Annotated in this window: 16 protein-coding genes; 9 read left to right on the forward strand and 7 right to left on the reverse strand. The window is 56.6% G+C overall.

Going from position 1 to position 15434, the window contains the following annotated elements; genetic code table 11:
* Window positions 1-65: 65 nt before the first annotated feature.
* Genes AACZ86_RS07070 through AACZ86_RS07080 form a run of 3 tightly spaced genes read left to right on the forward strand, consistent with a single transcriptional unit; the run spans window position 66 to window position 2295 of the window.
* A complete protein-coding gene (locus AACZ86_RS07070) occupies window positions 66-1241 on the forward strand; it encodes a bifunctional 2-C-methyl-D-erythritol 4-phosphate cytidylyltransferase/2-C-methyl-D-erythritol 2,4-cyclodiphosphate synthase (protein ID WP_339690755.1) in 1176 nt (391 codons plus the stop codon).
* Window positions 1241-1759 carry a hypothetical protein gene (locus AACZ86_RS07075; RefSeq protein WP_339690756.1) on the forward strand — a complete coding sequence of 173 codons (519 nt, stop codon included), beginning with the start codon at window positions 1241-1243 and terminating at the stop codon, window positions 1757-1759. Before AACZ86_RS07070 ends, AACZ86_RS07075 begins: the two co-directional genes overlap by 1 nt.
* Window positions 1760-1779: 20 nt before the next feature.
* Window positions 1780-2295, forward strand: coding sequence for a CinA family protein (locus AACZ86_RS07080; protein WP_339690758.1), 516 nt, complete (start codon window positions 1780-1782; stop codon window positions 2293-2295).
* Here AACZ86_RS07080 and AACZ86_RS07085 read toward each other — a convergent pair.
* On the reverse strand, window positions 2244-2729 hold the full coding sequence (locus tag AACZ86_RS07085; protein ID WP_339690760.1) for a type II toxin-antitoxin system RatA family toxin: 486 nt from the start codon (window positions 2727-2729) through the stop codon (window positions 2244-2246). The two genes, AACZ86_RS07080 and AACZ86_RS07085, sit on opposite strands and share 52 nt — an antisense overlap.
* Entirely contained in the window at window positions 2716-3669 is a 954-nt protein-coding gene (gene lipA, locus AACZ86_RS07090) for a lipoyl synthase (RefSeq protein WP_339690762.1), read from the reverse strand. The genes AACZ86_RS07085 and lipA overlap by 14 nt, the downstream gene beginning before the upstream one ends.
* A gap of 64 nt (window positions 3670-3733) precedes the next feature.
* Here lipA and AACZ86_RS07095 point away from each other — a divergent pair, with 64 nt between their 5' ends.
* From AACZ86_RS07095 to AACZ86_RS07110, 4 genes are all read left to right on the forward strand, one after another.
* The gene (locus AACZ86_RS07095; protein WP_339690763.1) at window positions 3734-4375 is read left to right on the forward strand and encodes a carbonic anhydrase; all 642 of its coding nucleotides are present in this window, start codon (window positions 3734-3736) and stop codon (window positions 4373-4375) included.
* A gap of 462 nt (window positions 4376-4837) precedes the next feature.
* Window positions 4838-5599 carry an NYN domain-containing protein gene (locus tag AACZ86_RS07100; RefSeq protein WP_339690765.1) on the forward strand — a complete coding sequence of 254 codons (762 nt, stop codon included), beginning with the start codon at window positions 4838-4840 and terminating at the stop codon, window positions 5597-5599.
* A gap of 256 nt (window positions 5600-5855) precedes the next feature.
* On the forward strand, window positions 5856-7325 hold the full coding sequence (putP, locus tag AACZ86_RS07105; protein WP_339690767.1) for a sodium/proline symporter PutP: 1470 nt from the start codon (window positions 5856-5858) through the stop codon (window positions 7323-7325).
* 210 nt (window positions 7326-7535) lie between these two features.
* The gene (locus AACZ86_RS07110; RefSeq protein WP_339690768.1) at window positions 7536-7886 is read left to right on the forward strand and encodes a DUF559 domain-containing protein; all 351 of its coding nucleotides are present in this window, start codon (window positions 7536-7538) and stop codon (window positions 7884-7886) included.
* A gap of 187 nt (window positions 7887-8073) precedes the next feature.
* Here the strand turns inward: AACZ86_RS07110 and ettA are convergent, their stop codons facing one another.
* Window positions 8074-9753, reverse strand: coding sequence for an energy-dependent translational throttle protein EttA (ettA, locus tag AACZ86_RS07115; RefSeq protein WP_339690771.1), 1680 nt, complete (start codon window positions 9751-9753; stop codon window positions 8074-8076).
* 187 nt (window positions 9754-9940) lie between these two features.
* Between ettA and AACZ86_RS07120 the strand changes: the two genes are divergently transcribed.
* Together AACZ86_RS07120 and AACZ86_RS07125 are read left to right on the forward strand one after the other, a co-directional pair.
* Window positions 9941-11317, forward strand: coding sequence for a M28 family peptidase (locus tag AACZ86_RS07120; RefSeq protein ID WP_339690773.1), 1377 nt, complete (start codon window positions 9941-9943; stop codon window positions 11315-11317).
* Complete coding sequence (locus tag AACZ86_RS07125) at window positions 11314-11562, forward strand: hypothetical protein (RefSeq protein ID WP_339690776.1); 249 nt, start codon at window positions 11314-11316, stop codon at window positions 11560-11562. The genes AACZ86_RS07120 and AACZ86_RS07125 overlap by 4 nt, the downstream gene beginning before the upstream one ends.
* A gap of 23 nt (window positions 11563-11585) precedes the next feature.
* Here the strand turns inward: AACZ86_RS07125 and AACZ86_RS07130 are convergent, their stop codons facing one another.
* The 4 genes from AACZ86_RS07130 to AACZ86_RS07145 all read right to left on the reverse strand — a co-directional run.
* Entirely contained in the window at window positions 11586-12989 is a 1404-nt protein-coding gene (locus AACZ86_RS07130; RefSeq protein ID WP_339690777.1) for a HAMP domain-containing sensor histidine kinase, read from the reverse strand.
* Window positions 12986-13705, reverse strand: a complete 720-nt coding sequence (locus tag AACZ86_RS07135) for a response regulator (RefSeq protein ID WP_339690780.1) — start codon at window positions 13703-13705, stop codon at window positions 12986-12988. The genes AACZ86_RS07130 and AACZ86_RS07135 overlap by 4 nt, the downstream gene beginning before the upstream one ends.
* Before the next feature lie 106 nt (window positions 13706-13811).
* Window positions 13812-14444: a hypothetical protein gene (locus AACZ86_RS07140; RefSeq protein ID WP_339690782.1), complete on the reverse strand. Its 633-nt coding sequence runs from the start codon at window positions 14442-14444 to the stop codon at window positions 13812-13814.
* 809 nt (window positions 14445-15253) lie between these two features.
* Window positions 15254-15434, reverse strand: a 181-nt coding sequence (locus tag AACZ86_RS07145) for a hypothetical protein (protein ID WP_339690783.1), incomplete at its 5' end; no start/stop codon positions are given.

Genomic DNA, 15434 nt, shown 5'->3' on the forward strand with positions numbered 1-15434 from the left:
TTATCGACAAATCAATTTCGAGGCAAGAATTGCTTCATTCCTATTCTCGGCGTAGATCGCGATCCATGGTACAAGCGAGTGATCATTCCGACAAAACCCATGTGTTGATCGTAGCCGCAGGCATCGGTTCGCGAGCTGGATTGGAGCTGCCCAAGCAGTTTGAATCGATTGCTGGCAAAGCGATGGTTCGCCATAGCGTGGAAAGCTTTTCATCTCACGCCGCCATTGACCAGATCTGGATTGTGATCGCAGAGGGACAGGAAGAGCAGCTCGACAAGGCTCTTGGTTCCGATTCACGGCATCAGATCGTCATCGGCGGCGCAACGCGCCAGCAATCGGTTTTCAACGGTCTGACCGCTATCCGCAACGCTGGCGGCGCAAAAAATATTCTCGTCCATGACGCCGCGCGGCCATTTGTGTCCCATCCCGTTATCGACCGGCTGATTGACAGGTTGGGATCGGCAGCGGCAGCGATACCGGCTTTGCCCTGTGTCGATACTATGGTCCAGATCAGCGACAACCAGCTCTACCAGACCGTAGACCGCGACAGCCTGTGGCGAGTGCAAACGCCGCAGGCCTTCGACTTTGCAAAACTGCTGGCAGCGCATGAACGCTTTCCCGCTGACGAAAATGCCAGTGATGATGCCCAGATTTTCCGGGCAGCGGGACATGCCGTTACAGTCGTCGATGGTGACGAGGCCCTCAAAAAATACACATTACCCGGTGACTTTGGCGGGGAAAGGACATTGAACATGCGTCAGATTCGCACGGGGATGGGCTATGATGTCCATCGACTGGCCGCCGGCGAGGATTTGTGGCTGGGTGGAATCAAAATAGACCATGATAAAGGCCTTGTCGGGCATAGTGACGCGGATGTTCTGTTGCATGCCCTGACCGATGCCTTGCTGGGCACCATCGCAGCAGGCGACATTGGCGACCATTTCCCGCCGTCCGATCCGCAGTGGCGCGGCGCGGCTTCCGCCCGGTTTGTCGAATATGCCGCTTCGCTCATCGCAGAGAAAGGTGGCTTGATCCATAATGTCGACATGACCGTCATTTGCGAAGCGCCCAAGATCAAGCCCCACCGGGAGTCCATAAGACGCAATATTGCGGAAATATTGTCGATCGGAACGGATCAGGTCAGCTTGAAAGCAACAACCACTGAGGGGCTGGGGTTCACCGGGCGCAAAGAAGGCATGGCCGCTCAGGCCATTGCGACGATTTCGTTGGAGGAAGTTTGATGAACAAAAATTACATGGCTGGAATGGCACTATTTGCTCTTACCCATTCAATGGCGGCGCAAGCGACCCAGACCGAACAATGTCTGAGCGTGGCACAAGCCGAAGCGCTGGTGACGTATGTGTTGCCAACGTTAGTAGAGGCCAGTCGCAACAAATGTTCGGCCAGCCTGCCGGCGACGGCACCTTTGTTAAAGGAAAACTCAGAACAACTCGCGAAATATCGAGCGGCATCGAACGATGCGTGGCCAAAAGCCAAAGGTGCGGTATCGGTACTGGCTGGCGAAAAACTACCGCCGGAAATTGATGATACGCTCTTGCGACCAATCGCCGATGCCATGTTCAGCAAACTCGTAGGCGACGAAATAAAACCCAAAGATTGCAGTTTGATCGACAAGATATACAGCGATCTGGAGCCAATGCCGTCTGCAAATCTCGCCAGCTTGGCTATTACAATCATGCAGGCAGCGACCAAGGATGGCAAGAAGCAGGACATTCCCATTTGCAAAGCACCGGCATGATGCGCTAACGGCCCCGGTCTATGAAAAATCTCCTCCCTTCCGAACTTGTTGCCTTGGCGACAACGGTTATCGAGAAAAATCGCGCTGCCGGTCGACGGATAACGGTCGCGGAAAGCTGTACCGGTGGACTGGTTGCTGCGGCGCTAACCGAGGTTCCGGGGAGCAGTGACGTTTTCGATAGCGGCTTCAATACCTATTCCAACGGTGCCAAACAGAAAATGCTGGGTGTCAGCAATGATGTGCTGGAGACATTCGGCGCGGTTTCGATCGCGGTGGCCTGGGAGATGGCACAGGGCGCGCTCGAGCAATCGGGTTGCGACGTCGCAGTGGCTATTACCGGCGTGGCGGGACCTGGCGGCGGCACCGAGAAGAAACCGGTTGGTACTGTTGTGTTCGCGAAAGCCGAAAAAGGCAAAAGCCCCGATGACGTGGTTGCCGACCGGAAAATGTTTGGCGCGGACAAAAGCCGCGCGGATATCCGGTTTCAGGCCGTACTCGTCGCGCTGGAACTGCTGTTGCCAGAGGATAGCGAGTAGCTGGTTCCGTATATTTCACCGGCGCGCTCGACGAAGGCGCTGGTCATCTTGTGCAATGCCTTGGCAAACATCTGGCCGGCCAGTTTTTCGAACACGCGATTTTTAAACGTAAACTCGACATAGAAATCGACGTGGCATCCGCCACCTTCGCGAGTCCTGAACCGCCATTCATTGTGCAGTTGTTTTAGCGGGCCGTCTAGATAATCAACATCGATCGACCGGTTATGCGCCTTGATCACGCGCGATGAAAATTGCTCGCGCAAGCCTTTGAAGCCGACCAGAACATCGGCCAGCATTTCGGTTTCGCTATCGGCCCGGATCCGTGTGCCGACTACCCAGGGCAGAAATTCCTGATAACGGCCGACGTCGGCGACCAGCGCGTACATTTGCGCGCTGCTATAGGGCAGATCGCGCGTTTCCCTATGGACGGGCATTCGGTGCACCCGAACGCGCCAGTTTTTCCTCGCGAGCCTGACGCATTTTGGCGAAATCCTCGCCGGCGTGATAACTGGACCGGGTAAGCGGGCTAGAGGCGACCAGCAGGAAGCCCTTTGCGCGAGCGACCGAGGCGTAAGCATCAAAGGCCTGCGGCGTGACAAATTCGCTGACTTTGACGTGCTTGGTCGTTGGCTGGAGATATTGGCCCATGGTCAGGAAGTCGACATCGGCGCTGCGCATGTCGTCCATCACCTGATGCACTTCGAGACGCTGTTCGCTCAGGCCGAGCATGACACCGGACTTGGTGAAGATCGAGGGATCGAGTCGCTTGACCTGTTCCAGTAAACGGAGCGAGGCATAATAGCGCGCACCGGGCCTTATCGTCGGATAAAGCCGGGGCACCGTTTCCAGATTATGATTATAGACATCGGGACGAGCCGCGACAATCGCCTCGACCGCGGCTTCCGATTTGTTACGGAAGTCCGGCGTCAATATTTCAATCGTCGTGTGCGGAGTCGTCCGGCGCAAGGCCTCGATCACCTTGACGAACTGGCTCGCGCCGCCATCGGCCAGATCATCACGATCGACCGATGTTATCACAATATGCTCCAGTCCGAGTTTCGCAGCCGCATCGGCGGTATGCTGCGGCTCCAGAGCGTCCACCGCCATCGGCATGCCGGTCTTGACGTTGCAGAAGGCACAGGCCCGGGTGCAGACATCGCCGAGGATCATCACCGTGGCATGTTTCTTGGTCCAGCATTCGCCGATATTCGGGCAAGCTGCCTCTTCACATACCGTGTTGAGTTTATGCTCCCGCATCAGCGCGCGGGTCTTTTCAAACTCGACGCCCATTGGCGCTTTTACGCGGATCCAGTCGGGCTTGCGCTGCCGTTCCGGCGGGCTGTCGGGCGAAGTGATTTTGGTGATTTCGTTCATTTCTATCAGATAGCGATGGAAAACCACTCTTGCCACCCCCAAAACCGGTGATATGGATTGAAACATGAGAAAATTTGCAGACCTGCTCGATGGCTACCGACGGTTCCGTTCCGAACAATGGAAAACGCAGCGCGAACGCTGGAATGACCTCAAGGAAGGCCAGAGTCCCAAGGTCATGATCATTGCCTGCAGCGACAGCCGGGTCGATCCGACACAGATTTTCGATACCAATCCGGGCGAGACCTTCGTTGTTCGCAATGTGGCGGCCCTGGTCCCGCCGTTTGAAACGACTCCCGGTCATCATGGCGTATCCTCGGCTCTGGAATTCGCCGTGCAGTTTCTCAAAGTCGAAGAAGTAGTGGTCATGGGCCATGGCAGCTGCGGCGGCTGTGCAGCAGCGCTTTCAGAACAGATGAAGGACATGCCACACGGCAAAGGCGGCTTTATCGCCGACTGGATCACCCTGCTCGATGACGCCCGCGCAAAAGTCGTGCACGACCATGGCAATCTGCACAGCAAAGAGGCGCAACTGGCGATGGAGCATGAAGGCATCCGAACGAGTCTGGCCAATTTGCGGACTTTTCCCTGCATTCAGGAGAAAGAAGCGGACGGATCGATTCGCCTGATCGGGGCCTGGTTCGCGATTGCCGAGGGCAAGCTGCACGTTCTGGACGAAGAAAGCGACACATTCTCGGCGGTGGAGTGATGACATCGGGTCTTTAGGGTTATTTCAATGACTTGAGTCAGGCTCTTCAGGGTGTGTCAGAATTTTTTCTGAAGCAGACGCCAGTCTGATCTTCACAAACTTTACAGTGTTATGAAATGAAAGCCATTCCCCTTCTCCCGTGAGGGAGAAGGATGCGAAGACTTGGCAGCTTTGCTGCCTAGTCGCTGCTGGATGAGGGTGTTCTGCACTTCGAAGTATAGAACACCCTCATCCAACACCGCCTAATTCCCCCGGACCATGTCCGGGGTCATAAGGCTCTGTATCCTTCTCCCTCACGGGAGAAGGAGGACGATTAAATTGTTCCTCGTGATTCTGTGCAGCGTCGACCAAGCGATCCCAGCGTGAAAATTGTCAAAGAGCCGAGCCCAATATAATCAATACGCCCCTCTGTAGGACAGCATTTTTCCGCTTGAACGCCCTGCCCTCGCGGTCCATCAATGGATGATGAATCAACATATCAATAATATCGCCCTGCTGATCGATGCGGACAATGCCAGTCATAACGGGATCGACCCGGTGCTGACCGCGCTGGCCGAGCTCGGCACCGTCAATATCCGCCGTGCCTATGGCAACTGGACCAAGAGCGCGCTGAAAGGCTGGGAGAAGATACTCCACAAATATGGCATCGAGCCGCAGCAGCAGTTCGACATGACCAAGGGCAAGAATGCCACCGACATGAAGATGACGATTGACGCCATGGACCTGTTGTTCCGCGGCAATATCACCGGCTTCGGGATCATGAGCAGCGACAGCGACTTCATGCCGCTGGCTATGCGGATCCGGCAGGAAGGCCTGCCCGTCTACGGCTTTGGCAGCGCCAAAACGCCGGAAGCCTTCAAACAGGCGTGCAGCCGGTTCATCGACGTTGACGCCTTGATCCAGGTCGATAAGCGCAATCGTAGCGGCGGCAAAAGTGACGTCATGCCGTCAGCCAAAGCGGAAAGCCCGGCAGGCGCGAGCGAAACCAGTGGCAAGGTCGATGATGATCTGCTCAACCTGCTGATCGATGCCTATCAGGCAACCAAACGCGACGCCGAGGGCTATGCCAGCCTGAGCGAGGTCGGCAAGATTGCCGGCAACCGGTCGAGCTTCGACGTCCGCAATTACGGTTTTTCAAGATTGTCCGAAATGTTCGAGGCAGTACCGAATTTTCAGACCAAGCGCGATGACCATGGTCATTTGTTCGTGAAACGGTTGCGGTAGTTTCCCCCTCTCCCTCAAGGGAGAGGGTTGAGGAGACTTGGCAGCTTGCTGTCTAGTCGTAGCTGGGTGAGGGTTTGCGAACTTATCGAGAGCAGAACACCCTCATCCAACTGCGGCTAATCCGCTTCGCGAATAAACCTCCGTATCCTTCTCCCTCGCGGGAGAAGGCGCACCATATTAACAGCCTTTACACGACGAACTGCCCTCTTCAAAAGGCAAAGGGTGACTCGCGGATTAAAATCGTTATGACCGTCGGATGCAAACCGGAGCCTTAGTTTCACTCGCCCTATATTTCGTTGGTATGTTGGCCATCGGATTTTATGCCTGGCGCAAATCCACCGATAGCAGCGAAGGCTATTTGCTGGGAGGGAGGAACCTCCATCCCGCCGTCGCCGCGCTGTCTGCCGGAGCTTCCGATATGTCGGGCTGGCTGCTGCTCGGCCTGCCGGGCGCGCTTTATGCGGCGGGACTGGTCGAGGTGTGGATCGGAATCGGGCTGTTCGCGGGCGCTCTGGTCAACTGGATCGTGGTCGCGCCGCGGCTGCGCGAGCAGACCGAACGCATGGGCAACGCTCTCACCATCCCGGAATTTCTCGCCAACCGTTTCCCCGACAAGGCGCTGGCTTTGCGGGTAATCTCGGCAATCATCATCGTGCTGTTCTTCGCCGTCTATACCGCAGCCGGCCTCGTCGGCGGTGGCAAATTGTTCGAAACCAGCTTTGCCGGCCTGTTCGGCAATACCGGCATGAGCGACTATATGACCGGCATCTGGCTGACCGCGGGCGTGGTGCTTGCCTATACGATGGTCGGTGGTTTTCTGGCTGTCAGTCTGACCGATTTTGTCCAGGGCTGCATCATGGTCGTGGCACTGGTTCTGATGCCGATCGTTGTACTGACCAATGATGGCGGGATCAGCGCGGTATCGACCCAGTTAAACGCAATCGACCCGAATTTCCTCAGCCTGACCGCCGGACTCTCCTTTATCGGCTTTCTTTCCGCCGTGACTTGGGGCCTCGGCTATTTCGGGCAGCCGCATATCATCGTGCGGTTCATGGCGATCCGCTCGATCCCCGACGTCGCCAAGGCGCGCACCATCGGCATGAGCTGGATGGGCGTAGCCCTGTTCGGCGCGATCGGCGTCGGCATTACCGGACGCGCCTATGTCGAGATGAACGGACTGGTGCTCGATGATCCGGAAACCATCTTCATCCTGCTGGCCAATACGTTGTTCCACCCGCTGATTACCGGCTTCCTGCTCGCCGCGTTGCTGGCCGCGATCATGAGCACGATCAGCTCGCAACTGCTGGTCTCGTCGAGCTCGCTGACCGAAGATTTCTACCGCCTGTTCCTGCGCAAGAACGCCAGCGAGTGGGAAACCGTCAATGTCGGACGGCTGTTTGTCGCGCTGGTCGCGCTGGTGGCGATCTATATCGCCCGCGATCCGGACAGCAAGGTGCTGGGACTGGTCAGCAACGCCTGGGCCGGTTTTGGCGCCGCGTTCGGGCCGTTGATCCTGCTGTCGCTGACGTGGAAGCGGATGACCGGTGCTGGCGCGGTGTCGGGATTGGTAGTCGGTGCCGGCGTGGTGATCCTGTGGATCGCTATGGGCTGGAACAAGGAGTTTCTGGGTAGTCCCGGAGTTTACGAGATCATCCCGGGATTTGCTGCGGCGTTGGCGGCTATTGTCGGGGTTAGTTTGGCGGGAGAAAAAACCGCTACCGCTTGATACTGCCGGTCATTTTTATCTGAAGAGGTTGCGCTCTCCTTCTCCCGTGAGGGAGAAGGATGCGAAGACTTGCGAACTTGTTCGCTAGTCGTAGCTGGATGAGGGTGTTCCATATTCCAGAGTACAGAACGCCCTCATCCAACGCCGCCTAATCGCTAAAGCGATAAGGCTCTGTATCCTTCTCCTTCACGGAAGAAGGTCAAGGAGGGGATGTTGGGAGAGAAGCGTCTAACCAAGGTTGCCCGAAGGCTTCGGCGGGATATGACCGAAGCCGAGCACAGGCTCTGGTCGCGCCTCCGCAACCGTCAGCTTGAGAACACCAAATTCGTCAAACAGTTTCCGGTCGGTCCCTATGTAGCCGACTTCGCCGCGCGAAGCCTCAAACTAGGGATTGAGCTTGATGGCGGGCAACATAACGAAAGCCGGGATGCCGAGCGGACCCGGGTCATCGAAGCGCATGGCTATCGCATCCTCCGATTCTGGAACAACGAGTTAACAGATAATATTGACGGCGTTCTGCAAACAATTGTCCAAGAAATACAAATCGCAAGAGGCAATTAGCCCCTCTCCCTCAAGGGAGAGGGTTGCGCAGACTTGGCAGCTTGCTGCCTAGTCGCAGCTGGGTGAGGGTTTTCTGCCGCCAGAGTTGCCTGCAAAACAACCGTCAGAACACCCTCATCCAATTCCGGCTAATTCGCTGCGCTCATAAGCCTGCATATCCTTCTCCCTCACGGGAGAAGGAGCACAATCAACGCGTCAATTTCTTATAAGCCACCCGCGTAGGCCGATCCGCTGCATCACCCAGACGACGCCGCTTGTCTTCCTCATAACTCTCGAAATTGCCTTCAAACCATTCCACATGGCTGTCGCCTTCAAACGCCAATATGTGGGTCGCAAGCCGATCGAGGAAGAAGCGGTCATGCGAGATTACCACGGCGCAGCCGGCGAAGGTTTCGAGCGCGTCTTCCAGCGCGCGCAAGGTTTCGACGTCTAGATCGTTGGTCGGCTCATCGAGCAGCAGCACGTTCCCGCCTTCTTTGAGCATCTTGGCGAGATGGACGCGGTTGCGTTCACCGCCGGAGAGCTGGCCGACTTTCTTCTGCTGGTCGACGCCCTTGAAGTTGAACGCGCCGACATAGGCACGGGTCTGGACTTCATTCTTGCCGAAGGTGAAAAAGTCGTGGCCGCCGGAAATTTCTTCCCAGATGTTTTTCGATGCATCGAGCGTATCGCGGCTCTGGTCGACATAGCCGAGCTTCACCGTTTCGCCGAGTTCGAGCGTCCCGCTATCGGGTGTTTCCTGACCGGTGATGATCCGGAACAGGGTCGTCTTACCCGCGCCGTTGGCGCCGATGATGCCGACAATGCCGCCTGGCGGCAGCGAGAATTCGAGATTTTCAAACAGCAGCTTGTCGCCATAAGCCTTGGTCAGGCCCTTGGCTTCGATCACTTTGGAACCGAGACGCTCGGGCGTCTGGATCAGGATTTGCGCCTTGCCGACTACGCGATTTTCCTGCGAAGCGACCAGATCGTCGAATGACTTGATACGGGCCTTGGACTTGGTCTGGCGTGCCTTGGGGCTCTGCCGCATCCATTGCAGTTCGTTGTCGATCGCCTTCTGGCGGCTCTTGTCCTCACGGTCTTCCTGCGCCATCCGTTTGGATTTGGCTTCGAGCCAGTTGGAATAATTACCTTCGAACGGAAGCCCCTTGCCGCGGTCGATTTCGAGCACCCAGTTCACGACATTGTCGAGGAAATAGCGGTCATGGGTGACGAGAATGACGTTGCCGGCATAGTCGATCAGATGTTTTTCCAGCCAGGCGACGCTTTCGGCATCGAGATGGTTGGTAGGCTCATCGAGCATCAGGATTTCCGGCTTGTCTAGCAGCAGGCGGCAAAGCGCGACGCGGCGCTTCTCGCCACCGGATAGATCGGTTACCGGGCTGTCGCCGGGAGGGCAGCGAAGCGCTTCCATCGCGATTTCAAGCTGGTTGTCGAGGGTCCAGCCATCGACCGCGTCGATTTTTTCCTGCAACTCGCCCATTTCTTCCATCAACGCGTCAAAATCGACGTCTTCCGGTGGGTCGCCCATGATGTTGGAAATTTCGTTGAAGCGGGCGACCAGATCGGCGACTTCGCGGACGCCGTCCATGACGTTTTCCTTGACCGTCTTGCTGTCGTCAAGCTGTGGTTCCTGCGCAAGATAGCCGACGCGAATGCCCTCCCCTGCCCAGGCTTCACCCTGAAACTCGTCATCCTGGCCAGCCATGATTTTCATCAGCGTCGACTTACCCGCGCCATTCTTACCGATGATGGCGATTTTCGTGCCGGGCAGGAATTGCAGATGGATATTGTCGAGCACCGGCTTGGGGGCTCCGGGGAAAGTCTTGGTCAGACCTTTCATGACATAGCTATATTGGACGGCCATTATATTCGCTTTCAAAGTTGCACGTCATTCCAGCAGATGCTGAAATCTCAGGCGGCTTGGCGCTCGGTTGTAGGAGATCCCGGCTTGCGCCCGGATGACAGGTTATTTTCAGGGCTTATGTAGCTATTCCGCCCCTCCCCCGCAAGAGACCATTGGCAAAGCATAAAAGGCGGGTTAGTCAGCATGCATGAGAAAAATATCCACCCTGCTCGCTGGCGCGTCCGCGCTTCTTTTGTCTACCACCGCTCTGGCCGATAATCATGATCCGGTCGCGCTGCAGGCCAAGGCCCTGCAGGACGATGTCGCCTGGGACATAGTCGAAGGGCTGACCACCGAAATCGGGCCACGACAGGCGGGCACAGAAGCCGAAGCAAGAGCGCGCATTTGGGCGGTCGCCAAGCTGAAAGCGCTGGGGTTCAGCAATGTCCGCAGCGAATCCTATATGATGTCGACCTGGATCAGGGGCAAGGAAACCGCGGCAGTCGTCAGTCCCTTCCCGCAGGCGCTTGCGATCACGGCGCTCGGCAATAGCGGGAGCACCGGCGACAAGGGCCTGACCGCGGAAGTTGTCTATTTTCCGACTCTGGCTGATCTGGTTGCGACACCGGATGGCAGCCTGAAGGGCAAGATTGCCTTTGTCAGTCATGAGATGAAGCCAACGCAGGACGGGTCGAGCTATGGTGCCTTTGGCGGTGCACGCTTCGTCGGACCCAATATCGCCGCCAAGAAAGGCGCCGCAGCGATCGTGATCCGCTCGGCCGGAACCGATCATCATCGCAATCCGCATACCGGTAACACCAATTTCGAAGCGGGGGTGACGCCGATACCGGCTGGCGCGCTGTCCATTCCCGATGCGGAAAATCTGCAAAGAATATTTGCCCGTGGCAAAGCGGTGAAACTGAAGCTGGTGCTGACCCCGCAGAATATCGGGCAGCAGGAATCCGGCAATGTGATAGCCGAACTGCCGGGCAGCGATCCATCGCTCGGTATGATCGTGATCGCCTGCCATCTCGACAGCTGGGACCTTGGCACCGGTGCGATTGACGATGCTTCGGGCTGCGCCATCACCACCGCCGCTGCGAAACAGATCATGGCAGCAGGCCAGCCCCGACGGACAATCCGGCTGCTCTGGGCCGGAGCCGAGGAAGTCGGTATCTGGGGCGGAAAAGCTTATGGTGAGGCGCACAAGGGCGACAATCATGCGCTGGCGATGGAATCGGATTTTGGCGCTGACCGGATCTGGCGAGTGGAATTCAACCTGCCGGACGGAGCGTCCGCTCTGGCCGACAAGGTGGCTACCGCCCTGCAACCGCTCGGTATCGGACGCGGACAGCAGAAAGCCGGTGGTGGCGCCGATGTTCAGTCGATCATCGCTAATAACAATCTCGCCGTCATCGATCTGCAACAGGACGGCAGCCGATATTTCGATCTGCACCACACGCCGGATGATACGCTCGACAAGATCGATCCCGACCAATTGCGCCAGAATGTAGCGGCGTGGACCACGGTGTTATCGGTCATCGCCAACAGCGATGCGGACTTGACCATGCCGGCAAAACAATGAGAATCTGTGCGCTTCTGACGGTGTCCGCGCTGCTGCTTTCCGCCTGTTCCGAAACACCGGTTGAGGAAAAAGGCGACGAAGCGATTGCCGAGATGGAAAAGGAGATCGAGCAGGACGCCCAATCTCTGGAAGAAGCGGCCGACGAAGCGGTCAAGGCGATGGCCGAGGATATTGACGCCGAACTGGCCGCAGACGGCATCGCCGGTCCGGCGGCAGCGCCAAAAGCGGAAGTGACGAAAAACTAGCGTCTAATATCCGGGTGGTGCGGTCAACCGATCGGCAGCATCAAAGTGGCGCGTAATCCGCCATTTTCGCGATTGTTCAAGATGATATCACCGCCATGGTCCCGGGCGATAGCGCGCGCGAGCGTCAGTCCCAGACCAGAGCCGCCGGTTGCCCGATTGCGTGACGCATCGCCGCGCGAGAAAGGCTCGAACATCGAATCGATCGTTTTCTCGGGAATGCCCGGTCCATCGTCGTCGACATATATCATCAGCTTATCGCCAGACTTTTCCACAGATATATCCGCAGTTTTGCCATAGAGAATGGCATTGCCGATCAGATTTCTCAGCGCCCGCCGCACCAGTGTCTCGCGAACCGCAGCGATCTGCTTCTCGCCGCGCTGATAGCGGACATTGTGGCCAAGATCGGTGAATTCATCGACAATGGTCTCGATCAGCGAGCGAATATCGACCGGATCCGATTCCTCGCTCGAGCGACCGACCCGGGCAAGCGACAGGATATCATCGAGCGTATGGTCGATATCCTCGATACCGGCGATCATCCGCTCGCGATCAACATCGTCTTCGACACTCTCGACACGCACACGCAGCGCCGCCAGCGGAGTCCGCAAATCATGTCCGATGGCACCGAGCATGACGTCTTTTTCGTTGATCATGCTGGAGACGCGACCGCTCATGTCGTTAAAGGCGCGGATCAATTCCCGCATGTCCGGCGGCCCTTCTTCTTCCAGATCGCTGGTTTCACCGGGCTGGAAGGAATGCGCTCTTGCGGTAAGCGATTTCAAAGGTCGCGATATATAGCGCCCGAGAAGGATGAGCGGAATCAGCATCAGAAGATAGATAGTGACCGTCTGGAACAGCAAGGTCCGGATCAACAAGGGTGTCCGCTCACGGACAGCAGAGGCGATGCTGATCCACTGGCCATCTGCATCCTGTACGGAAATTACAACAAAACCCCTGGTTTCAGCGCGAGGTGCATCGCCTCCCATCGACCGGTTGATCGGACTGTTACGCCAATCGCCCTTGTTGGCACCGATCAGATAGCCGGACATGTCTGTGGTCAGATGACGTGTGAACGTCGCCCGGATATCGGTAAAGGCGATACCCATATTGGCAAAGGCCTGACCGGCTCGTGCTTCGAGTTCCGGCAGGCGGCCCATGTCTTCGGTAACGAGGCTTTCAGGCCCATATTTGAGCCGGCCCCAGCGCCGGCTGCGTTTCGGGATATCGCGCAGGCCCGAACGGTCGACGGCCTGACGATCCAGACCATAAGCGATGCGGGCCACTGCTGCTGTAGAGGCCTCGACCAGATTCTGGTTTTCCGCGCCGCGATAGAGCAGAAAGCTGTTTATGCCCTGCGCGAGCAAAAGCATCAGCGCGACGACAAGCAGAAGCTGCCCGACCAGACTTTTGGGCCAAAGCCGCTTCACAGCGATTTTACCTCGCCCGCCAGCATATAGCCGCCGCCCCATACGGTCTTGATGATTTCGGGATTTTTCGGATCCGTCTCGATTTTCCGGCGCAACCGGCTGATCTGGTTATCGACGGCGCGATCGAAAGCATGGGCCTCACGGCCCTGCGTAATGTCGAGCAGCTGATCGCGGTTGAGCACTTTCCCGGCCCGAGACACCAGCGCCAGCAGCATCTGATATTCCCCGGTAGACAAGGATACGTTCACGCCTTCCGCATCGATCAGGCTGCGTTTGTCACATTTGAGGGTCCAGCCAGAGAATTGATAGGCGCCGCCCGCGGTTTCAACCTGCCTGGCTCCACCTTTTTCAGTGCGCCGCAACACGACCTTGATCCGCGCGACAAGTTCCCGCGGACTGAACGGCTTGGTGATATAATCGTCCGCGCCCAGTTCGAGCCCGATGATCCGTTCGGTTTCCTCGGTTTTGGCGCTGATGAAGATGACGGGAATATTGGTCTTGTCGGTGACAAAGCGGCACAGGCTGAGGCCGTCTTCGCCGGGCATCATGATGTCGAGCAGGATGATGTCAAAATCATAAGCGTTGAGCAGGGATCTGGCGACGCTGGCATCGCTGGCCTGCTGGACCTTATAGCCCTGCTTGATGAGATATTCCGCCAGCGGCTCGCGTAGCGTGGCTTCGTCATCGACCAATAATATATGAGTCTTGTTCGTCATCCAGCAGCCCTATCACAGGATCAATAAAAAGAAACGGACCGCCAGCCAATTTGGGGGAGAGGGGGAGATGGCTGACGATCCGTTCGCGAAAAGAGTGGTTCAGGGATTAACCGCCTCTTTTATTCCGTTCGCCCTTGTGGGCCTTGTAAGCAGCCTGACGCTCTTCCCTGGTCAGCTTGCCGTCACTATTGGCATCTGCCTTGTCAAAGCGGGCCAGCGCCGCTGCGGTAAATTCGGCTTTGCTGATCTTCTGATCACCATTCGTGTCGGCATCGCGCATCATCGCCATGCCTTTGCCGCCGCGATTGTGGCCTTTGCCGCGCATGCCTTTACCGCCGCGCTTGCCTTTCATTGCCTGGGCCTCTTCCTGGCTCAACTTGCCATTGCCGTCCTTGTCGGCGCGGGCAAATCTGCTGGCTTTGCGCTCGGCGCGAGCCGCTTCCATCTCGGCCGGGCTCAATTCGCCATCGCCATTGGTATCGGCCTTGGCAAAACGTTCACCGCGTTTGGCCGAACGATCTGCACGTTTTGCGTCACGATCTTCCTTGGAAAGCTGACCGTCGCCATTGGCGTCCATCTTGGTAAAGCGGGCTTCCAGCGACTTGGTCATTTCGGCGCGACTGATCACACCGTCGCCATTGCTGTCGGCGCGCATTCCACGTTCACCAGGAGCAGCGACGGCAATGCCGCCAACCATCAACAATGCGGTAGCGCTCGAAATCAAAATTGCCTTTTTCATATTATTTTCCTTATCTTCCAATTGTGCGTCACGTTCTTATCGTTCCGCCATGAATGCTGTTCTAATGGCCACTTGTCGCTGAACTTTGTCAGAACGGCAGAAAATTGTCGCAATTTGTAACAGAAGCCGGGCACTGTTCATCGCCGTGAAACATTATTAGGAAAAAATGGGGCAGATCGGGGGAAAGCCAGGCCAATCGCCCGATATCTGCATTTTCTGCTGGACGATGCCGGATCCGGCACAGGCTCCGGTCAGGCATATATAGGATTGTGCCAGATCTTTCGGCTTTGGCCGCGATGAATAATAACATTATTATTTGCCCCGTGCAGGGCAGCAGTCCGAGTGCCCGTCTTCCATCGATGGTTAGAGAATCAAAGGTCGAGCAGTCCGGAAATCCGATCTGCTACTATGCTTTTCCGCGGTAGAGGCGGACCGAACAATAATGTTATGTACAATCGGGTAGTCGGGCCTCCGATATGCCGGGATTTCGATATTTTGGCTAGAAACCAGGAAAAAGCAACCGTAAAAGCCGTGTCGTTTTCGAGGGTTTTGCCGGTTTTCAGCGACCGCTTCCGCTTCTTCGCATACCCCCGGCAAGAAACAGGAGCCGAGGCGAGCTCCTAAAAATAATATTCTTGTTATTTCTGATATTGGGCAAGATGTTGGGCATACTCCACCCGAATTTTAGCATCTGACTCCATCTTGATCCGGCGATATTGAGCGCGATTCATGAGGAAGCCCCGGATTATAAAAATTTCATATCGCCGGGTCGGACAGTAATCGATGGAACCGGATTGCTGACAATATAGTTATTTTCTGAACAGGCTTTTGCCATGAACAATATCATTATTGTCTGCTGCCGAAGCCATGCCAATATTATTCTGGGCGCAGAGCACCGGATCAAGATGTGGGGATGGGTATTTTGCTATATATATAGCTGGAGCGGGTGAAGGGAATCGAACCCTCGTCGTAAGCTTGGAAGGCTTCTGC

This window comes from uncultured Parasphingorhabdus sp., assembly GCF_963975735.1.
Taxonomy (GTDB): domain Bacteria; phylum Pseudomonadota; class Alphaproteobacteria; order Sphingomonadales; family Sphingomonadaceae; genus Parasphingorhabdus.

Bases quoted from the DNA above. Each gene is read 5' to 3' on its own strand.
- AACZ86_RS07075 (WP_339690756.1), top strand. From the start codon at position 1,241: ATGAACAAAAATTACATGGCTGGAATGGCACTATTTGCTCTTACCCAT.
- AACZ86_RS07110 (WP_339690768.1), top strand. From the start codon at position 7,536: ATGTTGGGAGAGAAGCGTCTAACCAAGGTTGCCCGAAGGCTTCGGCGG.
- AACZ86_RS07080 (WP_339690758.1), top strand. From the start codon at position 1,780: ATGAAAAATCTCCTCCCTTCCGAACTTGTTGCCTTGGCGACAACGGTT.
- lipA (WP_339690762.1), bottom strand. From the start codon at position 3,669: ATGAACGAAATCACCAAAATCACTTCGCCCGACAGCCCGCCGGAACGG.
- AACZ86_RS07085 (WP_339690760.1), bottom strand. From the start codon at position 2,729: ATGCCCGTCCATAGGGAAACGCGCGATCTGCCCTATAGCAGCGCGCAA.
- AACZ86_RS07120 (WP_339690773.1), top strand. From the start codon at position 9,941: ATGAGAAAAATATCCACCCTGCTCGCTGGCGCGTCCGCGCTTCTTTTG.
- AACZ86_RS07125 (WP_339690776.1), top strand. From the start codon at position 11,314: ATGAGAATCTGTGCGCTTCTGACGGTGTCCGCGCTGCTGCTTTCCGCC.
- AACZ86_RS07135 (WP_339690780.1), bottom strand. From the start codon at position 13,705: ATGACGAACAAGACTCATATATTATTGGTCGATGACGAAGCCACGCTA.
- AACZ86_RS07100 (WP_339690765.1), top strand. From the start codon at position 4,838: ATGATGAATCAACATATCAATAATATCGCCCTGCTGATCGATGCGGAC.
- AACZ86_RS07070 (WP_339690755.1), top strand. From the start codon at position 66: ATGGTACAAGCGAGTGATCATTCCGACAAAACCCATGTGTTGATCGTA.
- putP (WP_339690767.1), top strand. From the start codon at position 5,856: ATGCAAACCGGAGCCTTAGTTTCACTCGCCCTATATTTCGTTGGTATG.
- ettA (WP_339690771.1), bottom strand. From the start codon at position 9,753: ATGGCCGTCCAATATAGCTATGTCATGAAAGGTCTGACCAAGACTTTC.
- AACZ86_RS07095 (WP_339690763.1), top strand. From the start codon at position 3,734: ATGAGAAAATTTGCAGACCTGCTCGATGGCTACCGACGGTTCCGTTCC.
- AACZ86_RS07140 (WP_339690782.1), bottom strand. From the start codon at position 14,444: ATGAAAAAGGCAATTTTGATTTCGAGCGCTACCGCATTGTTGATGGTT.